Origin of the sequence: Sphingobacterium spiritivorum (assembly GCF_016725325.1) — a bacterium.
Lineage (GTDB): Bacteria > Bacteroidota > Bacteroidia > Sphingobacteriales > Sphingobacteriaceae > Sphingobacterium.
In genome coordinates this window covers 4,935,781-4,952,551 of sequence record NZ_CP068083.1, presented here as the reverse complement: position 1 = coordinate 4,952,551, position 16,771 = coordinate 4,935,781, and the positions used below count along the sequence as shown (strand labels likewise).

Below are 16,771 nucleotides of genomic sequence, written 5' to 3'. Positions count from 1 at the left end.
CACTAATTCTAAAATTTTATTTTATGAACAACAAGACTTTAGCAATTGTATCTTACATTACCATCATTGGTTGGTTGATCGCTTATTTCTCCTATAAAAAGCAAACGGATAAAAGTACGTATGTGACTTATCATCTGGAGCAGAGTTTGGGCGTGTTTGTTTTTAGTATTATCATTTCCATTATAGCAGGTATCTTAACTTCTTTACTACCAACCTTGTCAATTGTCTTTTCTTTATTTACGCTTATTCCACTTATTTTATTGGTATTGGGGATGATCAATGCATCAAACGAGGTTACAAAACCAGTACCTGTAATTGGTGGCTTTTTTGAGAAAAAATTCGGCTTTTTAGCCTAAATGAAGTGTTTTATAATTTTTTACACCTACTAAATGAATAGGATATGAAGTATGTAATAATAGTAATGTTGTGCTTTACAACAATCTGTGAAGTTTCTGGCCAGAGTACAGAAAAGGCTTGTATAGAAGTAAGAGGTATGGCTAAAGTTGAAAAAACAATTAAGACATATATACTGGATATACTGATAACTGAAGAGTTGTCTTACTCGGAGGAAAAAAGAAGTCTGGAAGATATAAAGAAAGTATTTTTTGACAGAGCTAAAGCAGCAGGTTTTGATTCTTCCCGGTTTACAGAAGATAAACTCACTTATGCACTGACACAATATGGTGCAGGTGGCAGCTTTTATAGTTTTCAGACATCCGATCCGGGAGAAGTGGTGAAATTTAATAACTTAATCATTGATAAAACAGGTACGGTATCTATTATGGCCCGCCGTGTGACGTATCTGCCGGCAAAAGATTTTTCTAAAATAATAGCGGCAGCTGTTGCAGATGGAAAAGGGCGTGCTGAAAAACTAGCTACAGCATTGGGTAAAAAACTAGGTGCCCTACAGACGATTATTGATTATTCAACATCCAACGATGAAGGGGAAGAAACCGTTTATTACCAGCCAAAGGAAGACCGTTATTACTACCTCTCATTAAAATACCTTGTGGAGTAAGTGTCAAATACGCTATCTAAAAAATAAACAGATGAAAACAAATAAATCATGGACAACAGTAATACTGTTAACTATTGCCTTGGTATGCGTTGCAGGTTGCAAAAAAAGCAGCCCGGCTGATGAAGAAAGTAAAGCTATTCAGGAGATAAAACAAAAAATTATTGGCCGTTGGAATCTGGTAGATTTTATTGAAGAAACAAAAAAGGGTGATGAACCACCCAAAATCATAGATAATGATCCTAAAAATGTCTACTTCGAATTTTTTGCCAATGACAAGGGAAAAACAAATGCGGAAGGAGAAGAAGAATTTGTATACGAAATTAAGGCCAATAATATTCTCATCTTATGGGGATATCCTACAAGTATTATCGAGTTGACAGGCAACAAGCTGACGTTTAGAAACACTGCGACCGCAGATGGTACAACCTATACACAAACGTATTATTTGACACGTTAGGTATAGATTAATTCTTGTTGTATTTGATTTTTTTGACATCATAAAACAGTAAAGCCCGCGTCTCCACGCAGGCTTTAGGTTGAAACAAAAATACCCAAGTTTTTAGGGGTATGTGGTTACCACTTTACTCACTTTCCAGACATTCTGGCTGCGGGTAAGGGTTATGTAGTCTACACGAGTGAAGTTCTTAAAAGCCATTGTTGCTTTTGCTACGCAGATATCACTGTTTTCATCCAGTACCTGATATGAAGTGATACAGTCGTATTGCAATCCTTTGGTGTTTTTCAGAAACTCGGTGTATTGGTTTTTGTTAAATTTTTCATTGGGCTTACTTGCCGTATAGTATTCAAAGTCTTTAGTGAATAGCTGATTGCTGAAATTAAGGTTGCCTAATGTGGTTGCTTCCAGAAATGATTTGACAGTACTTACCGAATTATCTTTAACCGGGTTTGTGTTTTCAGCTGCGAAAGCACTTAGAGAAGTAACCAGGATCAGAGCAGTTGCGATGGATTTGATTGCGTTTTTCATGTTATTTAGTTTCTTTAGTTTTTGTTGTTATGTGTTATTGTTTGAATCAAAAGTAGGGTAGAATATGCTGGTGGGGAATAGAGATTAGATCAATACAGCTAAAAACTCGGCAAAAACGGGGCTTCTGTCGGTGAAAATTACAGGTAGCTAAACCTGAATCATAAAACCGGTATTCTATATAAAAGGAATCGCTATATATTTGTATGAATATTCATACCCGGATTAAAGGAAATAAAGAAGGATGTAAAATACGATAATAAAAAGCGATGACTACCGGCAGCACATTACGTTTATGTACAAAAGGGCATACGTTTTATAAAAGCAGCACATGTCCTGTATGCCCTCTCTGTGAAAAAGAGAAAGAGCCCGTAACGGGTTTTCTGGCGTATCTGAGTAATCCGGTGAGAAATTCGCTTTTACACCACGGTATAGATACCCTGGAAAAACTCAGCGGAAACTCTAAAAAAGAAATTCTGAATCTGCACGGAATCGGAAAAGCATCTATTCCGATATTAGAAAAATTGCTGAAAGAAGAGGGGATGTCCTTTAAACCCGAACAGCCTGTACAAAAAGGTTAATTTATCGGAATAGCAATATTCCAGGATTTTGTGCCATTTTCAAAACCACCTTTCCCGTCCATCGTAGCAAAAAACATGCAAACAGGTTTGCCTTTTTCAAAAAGTACAAATGGTCTTTCGAGTTGTCCCATTGTAATTTCTTTTCCATCTTCAAATTGCAATAACCGGGAATAGGCTTTAGGATGTTTATCTATAGTCCATTTCAGTCCGTCTTTGGAGTGAAACAGCACTCCGGCATGATGTTCACCTGTCATCTTGCTGGTCATATCTTTCATCAGGAGATGCAGACCTTCCGTATCCTCCCAAAGAAAAGGATCTTCAAATTCACTATAGGCAGCATCAGCAAACAGCGGTAAATCATTATTTAGGACTGTAAAGGTGTCTTGTATGGATTTGGCATAGGCTATGCCAATCTTTTGTGAGGACTGATAGGGATATTTCTTGCCATAGGCTCTTCCTTTAAATACCATCAGTACGGATCCGTCTTTTCTGATCAGCGGAGCCGGATTGGAAGTCAGGAAACTGTAGAAAGTATTCGGTTTGCTATCCAGAATTGGCTTATCCAATCGTTTCCAGGGACCTGTTACAGCATCTGCAATCGCTACTCCTATACGTTTATTAGAGCGTCCTACTGTCGCATATACCGAATTGAGGGAAAGTTGCGAAGCATCCTTCGGATCGTCAAAAGGATGGGTAGATCCCATATAAAATAAGACATACTTGTTTCCGTATTTGCTGATACTGGGATTGTGTGTAGAACGTCCGTCCCAATACTGGGCACCTCTGGCCGGAAGTACCACTTCTTTGAATGTATATGGCCCTTCAGGTGTGGGCGATTCTGCCCTTACAATTTCGGAGGCTACCATCCAGGTCGGATGGAAAGGAAATTTTTTTGGCCAGCGGGATGCGAACATATGATATGTACCCTTTTCATCTTTGATAACTGAACCACACCAGACCCAGTAATCGTCCATAGAAAATCCGGAATTGTATTTTACTTTACCAATGTGTCCGAAAAACGGATTGGTTTGTTGGGCAGATACTGTGCCGATATGCATATAGAGTACAAAGCTCAGGCTGATGGCAACAACAATACGCAACATTCCTTTGGGGGAGTTGTACATAAGGTTAAGGTGTTTTTGGTTAGGTTATAGTAAATACCGTATAAGCATAAAGCATATACGGTATAGCTTTATTCTATATAAAGTGATACAAAAATACCACATTACCGACATATGCAGGTTTAGCCTGATCTTTGATATTTAAAGTGGCTTCAATAGTTACTTTGGTTACGCCCCGCAGATTAACGGCTGATATTAACTTTGCTTTTAACTGTACAGCACTTTCAACAGTAACAGCCTGTCCGAATCTAAGCTGCTCTATGCCATAATTTACTTCCATCTTAATATTGCGGACGTCTGCAATCTGCTTCCACAGGTAAGGAATTAATGATAATGTCAGATAGCCATGTGCAATCGTTGTTTTAAAAGGACTGTCAGTTTCGGCTTTTTTGGAATCTATATGTATCCATTGATGATCCAGTGTTGCATCTGCAAATCTGTTGATTTGTTCCTGATCAATAATGTGCCAATCCGAAACGCCAAGCTCTTTCCCTTCGTGTGATTTGTATTCTTCGAAATTGTTAATTATCAGCATAGTTATAAATCAATATTTTAAGTGTTAATCAAGATCCTTATTTCCGGTATGCCGGTTAAAATTGCTTATTATCTGGATAACCTGTAATCCGCATATTTGTTAAATATGAAGCCGTAATTATCCTTTGTCGCAAAGTCTTTCTAAATGTACTAAATTTCTTGTTATAATAGTCAATCTGTAGTTTATTATCATTCGACCGCAAAAATAGTCAGCACAGCTGCATGATCGGATGCCCAAACATCATCAATATCAGGACTGGTCCTGACAATTTTAGAGGAAATAGCTTTTATCCCCCCTTTGTAGTAGATAAAATCTATCCGGGCATTCTGCAACTGTCCGTATATAGGAGCAAAAGTACCTCCCTGATGTGTCATTTCATCGGGATTTAACTCTCTGAAAGAATCTTTAAAACCTTGTGCATACATAAATTTTGATGCTGGAAAGGCAACCGGACCATAGCCATAGTGCAAAGATCTGGCTCGTTCTGTCCAGTCCAGATGACTAAATGAATTAAAATCTCCTGCAATAATAACAGGCATATCCGGAGATTCCAGATACGGATTGACATCTTTTTCTATCAGATTGCGAATGTCTGTAAGAGCAAGTTCAGCGTCTTCGGCTACCCAGGTTTGTGTATTCATTCCCGTGTTTTGATAAGTACAGGTATACTCGGGCCTGTAGGCATATCTCAACCAGCAATCATTGATAAGTATAGGTTTGCCGTTTGGCAAATCTATTCTGGCAGGATTCGATTTGAACGGTTCGCTGGATTTTATACTTTGAACAGGATATCTGCTCAGTAAAGCAAGATTATCTTTAGAAGATTTAGTTTGCAGATAAAAACCTAATACCTGAGCGATACTGTCCTGCGCCGAATATCCTTCCTGCATCGTAATGATATCCGCTTTGGAACGGCGAATAAGATCTGTTATTCTGGCTCTTCCGGCTTCTTTCCCCAGATGCACACCACCATGCCAGATATTCCATTGTAATACGCTGAGCAGATTATTATTCATTTTGGGTGTAACATGCTGCCATACTTCACTAGTCTCTTCCTCTGGTATGTATGTCTTTCCTGAAAGTTTAAACTCGGGTACTGTTGCCCGTAGTTTATTCCCAACATGTGCATCTTCATGAATGTCGAAGGTGATAAGGAAATAGTTAACACCCGGTCGTAAATGAAATTTTTTACTGTTTCTATTATTGCGGAATACCATTTCCTTTGCAGGTTTTACCGGCTGTTCAAAAAGAGGTTCCCTGACAGAGGAACGGGGATACTGTCCCGTATAGTAAATCCGGATATTGCAGATGTCTGTTGTACTAGTCTGTTCGTTTAGCCGGAGCCTGATCTCATCCAGTGTCAGTGCTTCTTTATCTCCCTGAGCAATTACTCTGATTTTCAGTGCCTGTCCTTCCTTTGTACCTTGCTCAAGATCCCATTCATTTTGGATAACGACGGCATTGAAAAGCTGTTGTTTCCCCTCAAAGTTCTGAAATGAAGAATTGGTGTTTTCTACAGCATAAGCCATGGGCAGATGACCATAGTAGTCACTTCTGCCATTTCGGAGATGATAAGCTATAGCACCTTTACCGACCCAGTTGACAGACATAACATCCTTAAAATCATCAAAGTTGTAATACCCTGTTAAAGATGAAAAATAAGGGTGCGCAGAGGTAACAGGTTTATTTTTCCATTTGTTTATATCGGATACAGGAATAGCCTTTGACCATATTCTCACCTCATCTATTAATCCGCCGAAGCAGTGTTCTTTTTCATTGAGCCCTATGGCTCCGGGAAGGATAGCTGTTGCGGTATCTTTTCTGCCCACTTCTTTGCCATCCAGATATAATACAGTTGTCCGGCCATTACAGGAAGCAGCCACATGATGCCAGTTATCATCCATCTTGACAGAAGCACGCAGCTGAGCACCTTTAGTATAGAGATAGCCATCTTTTATTATCAAAGGCATGTTATCACAGATATTGAGCTCGCTGTATTCTCCACCGCCTAGAATAGCCTCATACGGTTTCCAGTTAGTATCATTTCCTTTTATCCAGGCCTCTAATGTCCATTCGCCGGATATAATTCCTATCCCTGTCCTTACATCATTGTCCTTACCATCCATATGTAGAGCCAGATTAGACTTTTGTGCCACACTATGAAGGGTATAACATAGAACTATAAGAATCAGCAGATTGAATTTCAGAACCATAGAAGATCAATGATATTTAGTAAACGGTTATTTCATAACATGTATATCTCATAAAACATGCTAAGGTCAGTAAAGCTGTATTTCAAATATAGCGTATTGACGACGATTATCTATGTATACTTCCTCTGGCAGAAAGAGGAGTAAGGATAGGATAATGTCAGTCCTATATCCAATCAACCGATTGACTCTATATTTTTTTTGAATTTTTGAGGTACATCATGTCGTAAGGAAGTATTTAAAATGTTACAGATTAGCGTGGCCAAAAGAAAATTTCAGCGGAGGTTAATATAATTTTTAAAAATTATTTGGAAAAAAAACATAAAGTTTTAATTTTACATAACCAGTTATGTAGTTAGCTACTTTGTTGACGATGTGATTTGGAAATTTGATGATTCAATTGACGTTCAAAGATTTTACTATGGAATTTTTTAATAAAACAGGAAAGATGGCTTTAGGAAGCAGACTTCGATTGCTGACCGCTAAAGTAACGGAAGATGCAGCTAAGGTGTATGAACTTTATGATATGGAATTTTCGCCAAAGTGGTTTCCTGTATTTTTTATGCTCGCGGAAGAGGGGGAAAAGACTATTTCTGAAATTGCTTCTGAAATCGGGCATTCTCAACCTTCAGTTACCAAAATTATTCGTGAAATGGGAACTGCAGGACTAATTGCGGACAATCTGGATTCGGACGATAAACGCCGTAATGTGGTGGGACTGACCGAAAAGGGAAAAGAACTTTCTGAAAAGATCCGTGTGCAATGTCAGGATGTGGAAGCTGCCGTAGAAAGTGTAATGAATGAAGCCAGACATGATCTTTGGGCTGCTATTGAAGAGTGGGAAGTATTATTAGAGCAGAAATCTTTATTGAGACGGGTCCAGGAACAGCGCAAAATACGGGAGAGTAAAGCGGTACAGATTGTAAGGTATGAGCCGAAGTACCAGTCTGTCTTTAGGTCTCTCAATGAGGACTGGATTTCCACTTATTTTGAAATGGAAGAAGCCGATTATAAAGCGTTGGACAATCCACAGGAATACATTCTGGACAAAGGAGGAGCTATATTTGTTGCGCTTTACAACGGGGAGCCTCTTGGTGTATGCGCATTGATCAAGATGAATGATGCGGAGTATGATTATGAAATGGCAAAAATGGCTGTTTCACCGGCTGCACAGGGTAAAAATATTGGTTTATTGCTGGGACAGGAAATTGTTAAAACAGCCAGAAGTCTGGGGGCTGCCAAAATTTATCTGGAAAGCAATACCATACTTACCCCGGCAATAAACCTCTATTACAAATTAGGATTTGAAAAGATCATCGGGCATGCTACTCCTTATAAGCGATGTAATATACAGATGGCGTTGGTTTTGGATAAGGATGCCTGATTTTTATAGAGAGACGTAAAAATGTGTTCCGGAAGACAGTAAATCCGGGACACATTTTTTATCTGACATTATTTCTATTCTCTTATGAGGCTACAACACAGTATTTCATTTCTGTTGTTGGTGAGCCAGAATTCTTCATTAAAATGTTCAATCACTTTAAAATCTTTTGATCCACGGGGAAGCTCAATATCCAGCAGATTGTTGTCTTTTATTGAAAATAATTTCTGTTTTCCCTTCCATTCGTCACTTTTGAATACCGGAGTCAGAATGAGGTATTGCTGTGAAGAACTGAATACGCCTCTTACGCCGTGCTTCTTCGTATCCCTTTTAAATCCTTTTTGTTCTAGAAGCCGGTTTATCAGCTTTCCGGAAGAATCTATTTCTCCATAGGTGTAGAAATCCATTCCATATCTGTTAAGACTCATCGTATCTGATCCCTCTGCGAAAGCCAGCAATTTATTATCCATTGAAATAACATGCCCTATTATGGGAGGTTCCTTTGGGATTTCCTCAGCCTCAAATCCACCAAATCTATCCATAGGGTAATCATCAGCATTCAGACTTATTACCTGTTGCCACTGAGCTGTTTGCTTATTCAAATCAATATGCAGAAATGCCAGATATCTGTTGTTTTGTGAGGTAATAGGTTCAGAGAAGATAATAGCATAGGTATTGTTAATCTGCCGGATAGCAGACACTCCACTTATTCTGGGGGTAAGGCCAAACATGCTATACGCACCGAAGAGTTCCTTACCCGTAATACTTATTTCAGCAGAAATATCCAGATCAGTATTAAATAGTTTCAAATTGGAAAGATCTTCCACCAGGCCAATCTGTGCTTTAAAAGCAAACAGCATCATATTATGATGATTTTCGAAAGCTTCACTTGAATCGGCTACTATTTTTCTCATATGTCCGTTAGCCAATGTCACGAGAGTAACTCCTTCCAGCTCTTCCACAAGTGTTACAAAGGTGCCATTATCGAGGACGATACTTCGTCTGTCCAGTATGTAACTGTTTTCAGGAAGTGTAAACCTGTCTTTTATTGCAAGTTTGATCATGATCTGACTGTGCTTTATATGTTTTTATAATCTGAATTTTTGTTTTTACAATTCTTCTTTTTGAAATAATGCATACTGCGTTTGAATATATTTCATGACGTTTTGTTGCTGGATGCTATCTATGGGAAACGCTAATCTTTCCGCTACTTCCATCGAAAACTCTGCAAAAAGCTCTGTTATTGTAAATAGTGCTTTCCAGTTTTCTTCTATATTATGATTCGCATAGGTGTTTAAAATGCGTTGATAATGCTTTTCCGAAAGATACTGTTGCATGTATTTTCCAGATTTGCCGAATGTAACTTCAAAATTATGTTCCATACCGATTTTCCATGCAAGGACATTCATAAACATGGGTCTGATATGCAGGTCAAATGCTTCTTTAGCATATGTTATTTCCTCCCGGTAAAGACCTTTTACTACATAAGTACTGACCCACCAGAATTCGTTACAGGTTTCCGCAAATTCCTGTTCTGCAGGTTTGCTAATGTAATAGTCCCTTTCGCTGCTTTCATCAATATACGCAAACAGACCATCTTTATCTAACCAAACGGTCGTCAGGCTGTCCTGTTTATGAGAATCCAACTTATTGACGGGGAATAAGGTAAGATCAATGCGGTTGAAATCTGTAAACAGCATCAGGTAAGCAAAAGATTCCGAATCCTGCCCGGGATCATCTGTAAGGTAAGTCATCGCATCAGGAAGCTGCATAATAATCCGCTCTCCGAAAATATCAATCCATGTAGGATCTTTCGTAAAACTGTCTATTTCGTTCACTACAAAGACGATATCATAGTCCTGAAATTTGTCCGGTTTAACAGCAGGATTTGCTCTTGATCCGTTCAAAAGGATAGCGCGGATACGCGAATCCGTTTCCCCGAAAGCTACGATCATGTTTTGTATTTCTGAGGCTGTTCTCATTGCTGCTGATAACAATCTGATCCTGATTTTAGTTTTTAAATTTCTGATTCGTATTCACCCGTTGCAGTAATGCTTTATAATAATAGCACATTTATTTGTAGTTTTGTCCGACTTGAAAAGATTTCTTCCCATATTACTGATGGCAATTATGCTGATACAGTCCTTCAACAGGGTCTGGATCGTGAGCTCATTCTATATTAATCAGGAATATATAGCAGTCAATCTCTGTGTCAACCGGTTTGATAAGGTAGCCACCTGTAAAGGCTCCTGTGTATTAAAAGAACGGTTGAAAAAAGAGAAGGAAAGTGAACAGCAGGCAGCCAAGCAAAAGATTTCTGATGTGTATGCTTTCTTTCAGCTCAGATCTGCTGAGCAGCAAAAAAAAGCTGTAAATCCTGACTATGAACGCAAATTCCCTCCGTTTACATCTGACCTTTTGCCATCAGGAAATCCTTCATCCATATTCCATCCTCCGGTATCCCTTGTCTGATTTATAATCGTACGTATTTTTTTAATTATTTAGTATTAATTCATCTTATATGGATAAGCAGATGGACAACATTCCTGTTTATGATATTAGTATGTTTAATGCAGACTGTACTTTGTTTTGGATGGAAACGCTGGAAAGATGTTCCGTTCGTAATCTTTGGTTACGCAGGCCTCACAAACAACGTTTTTGTATGCTCCTTTATCTGACAAAAGCATCTGGTGTGGTGCAGATAGACGATACTACCATTCAATCGGATCATAATGAGACAGTCATATGCAGTACTCCTAATAGCGTAAACAGTATAAAACTGGAACCGGATTCAACGGGTTTCATTATAGCATTTACAGAGGATTTTTTCTCGTTACGATTTAATAGCAACATACTTTATCAGTTTTCTTTTTTTAAGGAAAATGGCAATTGCTTCTTTGGCCTTTCCAGGCAGGAGGAGTCTAAGTGGAGCAGTCTGTCGGATCTGATGCTGCAGGAATTTGCAGTTGGCAAAGGAGATATAAAGGTATTGCGATCTTATCTCAATATCCTGTTACATGAAATAGACGGACATAGCAATGTGCATATTCCATCTTTAGCTGACGGACACGCTCACGACAAAGTAATGAAATTTCAGAAACTGCTGGAACATAATTTTATTCAGCATAAAAGCCCTTCGTATTATGCCGATGAATTGAATATTACGCTGCATTATCTAAACAAGTTGTGCAAGATGTGCAGGGGCATGACCAGCGGGCAAATAATCAAAGAACGGATTCTTACGGAATCCAAAAGATTATTAAAACATACAACACTTTCGATTGCAGAAATCGGGTATGAACTGGGATTTGAAAGCCCTTCCTATTTCATTACATTTTTTAAAAAAAATATAGGATATACACCCGAATCGTACAGACGAAGTGTTCATTAGAGTGGTGACTATCATCATCTTTGTTTCAAAATATTAAATAACAGATACGTATAGTGAAATGCCGGAAAAATGCAGCTACGTATCTTTGCAGAAAGAGGTAACCTTGACAAAACAGTTATTTATATATGTCTTATTGCTCTCATTTGTTATGCAGATGTTTGTAAGGGTTGCTATTGTCGTCGATTACAGTACAAATAAATCGCTGTATCTGCAGTATTGTGAAAACAAATCCCGACCGGAATTACATTGTAACGGCCAATGTATTCTGATGAAAAAACTCAAAAAACAGGAAGAAAAGGAAAGTAAACAAGTTTCGCAGAAACTGGAATCTGCAGCCTTTTTTCATGAGGTAGAAAAAATTGAATTTCATAAACCTCGCTTCCATCTTATTCCTGACATAAACCTATCCGGACTTATCTGTAACTACAGTTTTCAGTTTGTCGTTTTCATTTTCAGACCCCCGCTCATCAGCATCTGATTTTCCGGAGATCACATCATCAGGAAACAGCCTGTTGAGTGCATCCGTTTTTATTCCGCTGAAGAATAAGTAATGCTATTTACATGAGTATGCTATGCGCTATATCCTGCAGACGGGGAAAATAATGTGTGCTTTATCTCCCGGTTATAACAATTAATAATATACTGATTACATCTGTCTGATAATGTTCAGAGATGCGGTATATCCTAAATCCGAAGAGAACAGATAAGCTTTAAGTGAGCTGTTTATCTGGCTCTCCTGGAATTCAAACGACTTATTAAAGATGATTAAAAACAATTTGAAAGCAGGTTTCTTAGGGATGATCTGTCTAATATTTATATACAGTTGTGGAGACGCCACAAAAAGCAGTAACCTGAAAAGTGAATATGAAAAGGATACTGTAAATCAGATAATCGACTTTTCCAAATTGATAAGCAGAGGTGATACGTTATTGGGAAACCGGCATGTATCGTTATGGAGCATGGATAGTCTGTATACCGGATATGAGACTTTATATCTGAAAGTAGCAGATACAAACGGAAATGCTGTACCGGATATGGGTATCGATTACAGACCTGTTATGCATATGGGTATGATGTCGCATGCCGGGCCGTTTCAAAAACTGATTTCCAAAGGATCCGGAATTTATCAGGCTGATGTTGTGTTTATTATGGCCAATATGGAGGGTATGGGTAAAGGCTGGCAGTTCCATACATTCCTGACAGAGCATGGAAAGACAGATACGTTGAGCTTTGATCTGCCTGTAAAGGAAGCAAAATATGCCCGTACTCTGCCTACAGGTACCAAAGATGACGGACGTGTATTTGTTTCCTGCCTTTTGCCCGCTGAAATAAAGAAAGGTAGCAATCCGATCCGATTTGTAATTCATAAAACTGATAAAGATCGTTTTCCGGAACTGGATGGTTACAGCATTACTTTAGAGCCTTTTATGCCAGCTATGGGACATGGTTCTTCCGGGAATAAGAATGCAGAAGGGACGGGAGGTGGACGTTACGAAGGAACTGTTCAACTCTCTATGCCGGGAGAATGGCTTATCAAAGCCACCTTGTTAAAGGATGGGAATGTTGTCTCTCAGGATAGTCTCGTTTTCCCTGTGGAGGTAAAGTAAATCAAATAATGTAAATACATATGAAAACTAAAAATATAAACCTGAAAGTTTCTTTCATCTTCTTTTTTATGGGTAGTCTTTTTCTTTTTTCCTGTGGAAAAGAGACGGAGTATATCAATGTGCCCGGCGAATCTGCCTCAACAGGAAAGGCTAAACTAATTTTCGATGCGCGGTACGGAGATGAAGATTTTAAACTTAATACAGCATATGATTACAAAGTTTCCGGTGCCAATGGTACTATCGATCTGAAATATGAATTTAATCAGCTGCGATACTGGATCAGTAATGTCAGTCTGATTACAACTACAGGAGAAGAAGTCAACATACCGGATGCGTATTACTTAGTGGAAGAGAATATCGAAATTCCGGTGCAGGGAGGTTCTCACAATAAACAGTATCCGGCGAATAAACGGGAGGAAATTGCTATTGAACATATTCCCTCAGGAGAATACAAAGCGATTCGTTTTGGGGTAGGAGTAGACTCCAGATACAATGACAATCTGAGCCTGCGGGCCGGAGAATTGTCTTCTCTGAATGGGATGGCCTTTGAAGAATGGATGTGGTTTACCAGTTATAAGTTTTTTGTTCTCAACGGAAAAATGACCTGGGTCAAACCTGCTCCGCAGGCTGCGGTAAGCCAGGCTTTCTTCTGGGATTATGCTTCCAATGATCTGTACAGCAAAAAGGAGATCCAATTTGAAAAAAACATTGTCATCGATGCCCAACAAATTCCTTCAGTAGCTATGGAAGTGGATGTAAAGAAGCTGGTCAATGTAGATGATCCATGGAACAACAGCGTGATCAGCCAGACAAAAAAGGCATTGATGATCAGGCTGAAAGATAATTTCATCAATAGTGCTATAACGCTTAAAAATACGAGTTCAGTTCCTGTTAAAAATTAAATGAACAGAATTAACATGTCGTTCGTAAGGCACATAATTTTTGCTGTCACTCTGGTTATGGTATTCTCCTGTCAGAAGGAGATTACTTTGCCGGATGGAACGGAAGAGTCATTTCCGACGATTTATCGTCTGGACGCTCCTGCATATTTTGGTGCCCCTGTTGACATGCCTGACAATCCGCTTACTGTACAAGGAATAGCATTGGGACGAAGATTATTTTATGATCCTCAGCTCTCTGCCAATATGCAGGTAAGTTGTGCCAGCTGTCATCATCAGGATAGAGCATTTGCGGATGATGCAATTCTTTCACATGCAGGAGTATCGGGCAAGCCATTAGCGCGACATTCTCCGGTACTCCTGAATCTGGCCTGGGCAGATCAGGGATTCTTCTGGGATGGTGGAGCCAAAAATCTGGAATCGCAGGTTTTTGGACCGCTGACACATGTTGATGAAATGGGTATGTCATTAGCAGATATCACGGCCAGACTGCAGGCAGATGCCGGCTACGGAAAACTGTTTTATGGGGCATTCGGTGAAGCGCCATCCGCTGAAGGTGTTGCGAAAGCATTAGCTCAGTTTCAACGTACACTGATATCCGATGATTCGCGTTATGACCTTTACTTGCGTTCGGGATCACTAAAGGAACTCACTGCATCCGAACATCGGGGACAGGTTCTGGTAAAGCAAAAGTGTGGAAATTGCCATTCAGGAGAGCTTTTTACGGATTACCGGTTTCATAATAATGGACTAGATGCCGATTTCAGCGATCTGTCTGATGAATGGCTATATCTTGGCCGGTACCGCATCAGTTTAGAGCGAAAAGATATGGGAGCTTACAAGACACCGACACTTCGCAATGTAGCTGTCAGTGCGCCATATATGCATGACGGACGTTTTGCCACATTAGATCAGGTCCTGGATCATTATCGCTTTGGTGTAAAGGCCAGTGCTTTTACAGACCGGATGCTGTATGACTCGTCCGGTAATACCGGTATTTCTATGACCGATCAGGAAGAGGCTGATATTAAGGCTTTCCTGCTTGCCCTTACTGACGAACAGTTTTTAAACAATACTCGTTTTTCAAACCCTAATAAAAAATAAAAGAATGAACATATCAACTTTAAAACAATGTTTAACGGCAGCAGGTCTGTTGCTGGCTTTATTGCTGATTACCTCTTGCAGTAAAAATAATGCTCCGGAACCGGATGCAGATAAAATGGGACAATTTTCTATTGAATTTGACAATATTGTCGGTGAAGAGACACTTGGTTTTGAACCCCGGAGTTATACAAATGCAAAGGGAGAGAAGTTTAGAATTAAGCAGTTACAGTATTTTATCAGTAATATCAAACTGTATAAGAATGATGGGTCCACTTATACTGTCCCTCAGGAAGAAAGTTATTTTCTGGTCAATGCTTCGGACCGTACTACCCGGTTTACCAGAGTACGTGTGCCGGAAGGTGACTATTCAAAAGTACAGTTTGTATTAGGAGTAGACAGCCTGCGAAGCACAATGCCGGTAGAAAAGAGAACAGGGGTATTATCTTTCAATCCCGAGTCCGGACATGAAGGAGGAGGGATGTACTGGGGCTGGAATAGTGGCTATATTTTCCTGAAGCTGGAAGGGTACTGTGATCTTATATCCGATAATCAGCAGGGGGATCCGACCGGCAATAAACAATTCAAATACCATATTGGCGGTTTCGGCGGATACAATGCACCTACACTCAATAATATCAAGACGATAACCGTAGATCTTCAGTCTGCCGGCATTGCTCAGGTCAGAGAAGGTATGCGTAGCAATGCGCATCTCTTTGTGGATATTATGAAGATTTTTAACGGACCGAATGCATTCAGTATAGTTGCTCACCCTAATGTGATGTTCAGCGAATACAGTGTCCATATTGCGAACAATTTTCCGGCTATGTTTTCCCATGATCATACTGAGAATTTTGTGAAAAGTGAAGACGAGTTATAGCTATGAAGAAGATTAGTGTACTGTTGATATTGTCCCTTTTGATCTGGGCCTGTAAAAAAGGAGAGGATGCATTACCGGATCTGTTTCCCGGATTTAAGAAATCAGCTCATTTTCCTGATCCTGTTTATGATTTTTCACGTAATGAAATCAGCAGAGAAGGTTTTGAGTTAGGGAAGCGTCTGTTTTATGAACCCCGTCTTTCGCGCAACAATACCATCGCCTGTGGAAGTTGCCATATACAATCAGCGGCATTTACACATCACGGACACGATGTGAGTCATGGTATTGATGATCGTCTGGGTACCCGTAATCCGATGCCCATTATGAATATGGCCTGGCAGAAAGAATTCTTTTGGGATGGAGGTGTATTTGATCTGGATCTGGCTGCGGTAAATGCGATTACCAATCCGGTAGAAATGGATGAAACGGTTCCCAATGTGTTACGCAAATTGCGGGAACATCCCGAATATCCGGCTTTGTTCAAAAAAGCTTTTGGTTCGGAGGAAATTACGGATGCACGTTTTTTTAAGGCATTGTCTCAGTTTATGCTGATGGCCGTCAGTGATCAGTCCACATATGATAAAGTAAGACGAAACGAAGACGGTGCTTCATTTACAGCGTCTGAACAAAAGGGATACCTTTTCTTTCAGAAAAATTGTTCTACCTGCCACAGTGAACCCCTGTTTACAGATCGCACCTACCGTAACAACGGATTGGCTCCAAACAGATCGAATGACATCGGAAGAGACTCTGTAACCTTGAATCCCGCTGATAAATATAAATTCAAAGTGCCGAGCCTGCGTAATCTGGCCTATACCGCCCCCTATATGCATGACGGACGTTTCCTGACACTTAACAGAGTTATCGAGCACTATCGTAACGGCATGGTCGATTCTCCGACATTAGATCCGGTTTTCAGGCAGAAGGACGGCCGATTGGGAATACCGATGACAGAAGAAGAGAAGGAAGATCTGCTGGCTTTTCTGAATACGCTTAATGACCGGGCTTTTGTTACCAATCCACTACTGGCCGAACCGGAAATCGGAGGCTTTGTTGTCAAATAAT

General features: G+C 39.7%; 19 protein-coding genes. 13 read left to right on the top strand and 6 right to left on the bottom strand.

All coding sequences use genetic code 11. The features are described from left to right. Positions 1-23 precede the first annotated feature (23 nt). From I6J02_RS20845 to I6J02_RS20835, 3 genes are read left to right on the top strand one after another with little or no spacing between them, the layout of a single operon-like run. On the top strand, positions 24-356 hold the full coding sequence (locus I6J02_RS20845; protein ID WP_201679679.1) for a DUF4870 domain-containing protein: 333 nt from the start codon (positions 24-26) through the stop codon (positions 354-356). Positions 357-400: 44 nt separating this feature from the next. Beyond that, entirely contained in the window at positions 401-1,018 is a 618-nt protein-coding gene (locus I6J02_RS20840) for a hypothetical protein (protein WP_201679678.1), read from the top strand. A 31-nt stretch (positions 1,019-1,049) separates the two neighbouring features. Then, complete coding sequence (locus I6J02_RS20835; protein ID WP_201679677.1) at positions 1,050-1,475, top strand: lipocalin family protein; 426 nt, start codon at positions 1,050-1,052, stop codon at positions 1,473-1,475. A gap of 102 nt (positions 1,476-1,577) precedes the next feature. Here the strand turns inward: I6J02_RS20835 and I6J02_RS20830 are convergent, their stop codons facing one another. After that, on the bottom strand, positions 1,578-2,003 hold the full coding sequence (locus I6J02_RS20830; RefSeq protein WP_201679676.1) for a hypothetical protein: 426 nt from the start codon (positions 2,001-2,003) through the stop codon (positions 1,578-1,580). A 266-nt stretch (positions 2,004-2,269) separates the two neighbouring features. Between I6J02_RS20830 and I6J02_RS20825 the strand changes: the two genes are divergently transcribed. Continuing rightward, the gene (locus I6J02_RS20825; RefSeq protein WP_201679675.1) at positions 2,270-2,581 is read left to right on the top strand and encodes an RNA polymerase alpha subunit C-terminal domain-containing protein; all 312 of its coding nucleotides are present in this window, start codon (positions 2,270-2,272) and stop codon (positions 2,579-2,581) included. On the opposite strand, the gene I6J02_RS20820 is transcribed toward I6J02_RS20825, so the two are convergent. From I6J02_RS20820 to I6J02_RS20810, 3 genes are all read right to left on the bottom strand, one after another. Next, the gene (locus tag I6J02_RS20820) at positions 2,578-3,705 is read right to left on the bottom strand and encodes a glycoside hydrolase family protein (protein WP_236582209.1); all 1,128 of its coding nucleotides are present in this window, start codon (positions 3,703-3,705) and stop codon (positions 2,578-2,580) included. The genes I6J02_RS20825 and I6J02_RS20820 overlap by 4 nt on opposite strands. A gap of 73 nt (positions 3,706-3,778) precedes the next feature. Then, a complete protein-coding gene (locus tag I6J02_RS20815; protein ID WP_201679674.1) occupies positions 3,779-4,237 on the bottom strand; it encodes a MaoC family dehydratase in 459 nt (152 codons plus the stop codon). Between the two features lie 188 nt (positions 4,238-4,425). Beyond that, a complete protein-coding gene (locus I6J02_RS20810) occupies positions 4,426-6,450 on the bottom strand; it encodes an endonuclease/exonuclease/phosphatase family protein (protein WP_201679673.1) in 2,025 nt (674 codons plus the stop codon). A 418-nt stretch (positions 6,451-6,868) separates the two neighbouring features. Between I6J02_RS20810 and I6J02_RS20805 the strand changes: the two genes are divergently transcribed. After that, the gene (locus I6J02_RS20805; protein ID WP_201679672.1) at positions 6,869-7,831 is read left to right on the top strand and encodes a helix-turn-helix domain-containing GNAT family N-acetyltransferase; all 963 of its coding nucleotides are present in this window, start codon (positions 6,869-6,871) and stop codon (positions 7,829-7,831) included. A 74-nt stretch (positions 7,832-7,905) separates the two neighbouring features. Here I6J02_RS20805 and I6J02_RS20800 read toward each other — a convergent pair whose 3' ends face one another. Both I6J02_RS20800 and I6J02_RS20795 read right to left on the bottom strand, forming a co-directional pair. Then, complete coding sequence (locus I6J02_RS20800) at positions 7,906-8,892, bottom strand: hypothetical protein (RefSeq protein ID WP_201679671.1); 987 nt, start codon at positions 8,890-8,892, stop codon at positions 7,906-7,908. Positions 8,893-8,937: 45 nt separating this feature from the next. Continuing rightward, positions 8,938-9,810: an aminoglycoside 6-adenylyltransferase gene (locus I6J02_RS20795; protein WP_201679670.1), complete on the bottom strand. Its 873-nt coding sequence runs from the start codon at positions 9,808-9,810 to the stop codon at positions 8,938-8,940. A 112-nt stretch (positions 9,811-9,922) separates the two neighbouring features. Here I6J02_RS20795 and I6J02_RS20790 point away from each other — a divergent pair, with 112 nt between their 5' ends. From I6J02_RS20790 to I6J02_RS20755, 8 genes are all read left to right on the top strand, one after another. Next, on the top strand, positions 9,923-10,300 hold the full coding sequence (locus I6J02_RS20790; protein WP_236582208.1) for a hypothetical protein: 378 nt from the start codon (positions 9,923-9,925) through the stop codon (positions 10,298-10,300). 49 nt (positions 10,301-10,349) lie between these two features. Continuing rightward, complete coding sequence (locus I6J02_RS20785; RefSeq protein ID WP_201679669.1) at positions 10,350-11,219, top strand: AraC family transcriptional regulator; 870 nt, start codon at positions 10,350-10,352, stop codon at positions 11,217-11,219. 154 nt (positions 11,220-11,373) lie between these two features. Then, entirely contained in the window at positions 11,374-11,697 is a 324-nt protein-coding gene (locus tag I6J02_RS20780; RefSeq protein ID WP_236582207.1) for a hypothetical protein, read from the top strand. Between the two features lie 283 nt (positions 11,698-11,980). Further along, entirely contained in the window at positions 11,981-12,826 is an 846-nt protein-coding gene (locus tag I6J02_RS21875) for a FixH family protein (RefSeq protein ID WP_236582206.1), read from the top strand. A gap of 20 nt (positions 12,827-12,846) precedes the next feature. Next, positions 12,847-13,728 carry an MbnP family protein gene (locus I6J02_RS20770; RefSeq protein ID WP_201679667.1) on the top strand — a complete coding sequence of 294 codons (882 nt, stop codon included), beginning with the start codon at positions 12,847-12,849 and terminating at the stop codon, positions 13,726-13,728. Further along, on the top strand, positions 13,729-14,829 hold the full coding sequence (locus I6J02_RS20765; protein ID WP_236582205.1) for a cytochrome-c peroxidase: 1,101 nt from the start codon (positions 13,729-13,731) through the stop codon (positions 14,827-14,829). A 4-nt stretch (positions 14,830-14,833) separates the two neighbouring features. Continuing rightward, a complete protein-coding gene (locus I6J02_RS20760; protein WP_201679666.1) occupies positions 14,834-15,706 on the top strand; it encodes an MbnP family protein in 873 nt (290 codons plus the stop codon). A 2-nt stretch (positions 15,707-15,708) separates the two neighbouring features. Then, complete coding sequence (locus I6J02_RS20755) at positions 15,709-16,770, top strand: cytochrome-c peroxidase (protein ID WP_201679665.1); 1,062 nt, start codon at positions 15,709-15,711, stop codon at positions 16,768-16,770. Position 16,771 lies beyond the last annotated feature (1 nt).